Source organism: Pseudoalteromonas sp. SIMBA_162 (assembly GCF_046535955.1).
GTDB lineage: Bacteria > Pseudomonadota > Gammaproteobacteria > Enterobacterales > Alteromonadaceae > Pseudoalteromonas > Pseudoalteromonas marina.
The window spans coordinates 1-274 of record NZ_JAWJBQ010000375.1 but is presented as its reverse complement, the minus strand read 5'-3'; the positions used below and the strand labels follow the sequence as shown (position 1 = coordinate 274).

General features: G+C 56.2%; 1 pseudogene. It reads right to left on the bottom strand.

Going from position 1 to position 274, the window contains the following annotated elements:
- A pseudogene (locus R0J88_RS20100) lies at positions 1-274 on the bottom strand (aconitate hydratase B); the annotation flags it as partial.

Here is a 274-nt window from a genome sequence, read left to right as displayed (position 1 = left end):
AGAAGATCGGAGCGATTTTGCTGCCAAAGCAGAAGCCGCCAGCGCGCTTGTTCGGCACGTAGGGGATGTCGTCACCGAAGAACCACAGCACCGAGTTAGTCGCTGATTTACGTGAAGAGCCGGTACCTACCACGTCACCTACATAGGCAACCGGAAAGCCTTTGGCTTTGACGTCTTCGATCTGCTTGAGCGGGCCAGTGGTGCCTTGGACTTCAGGTTCAATGCCCTCGCGCTCGTTTTTGAGCATCGCGTTAGCATGCAGCGGAATGTCGGG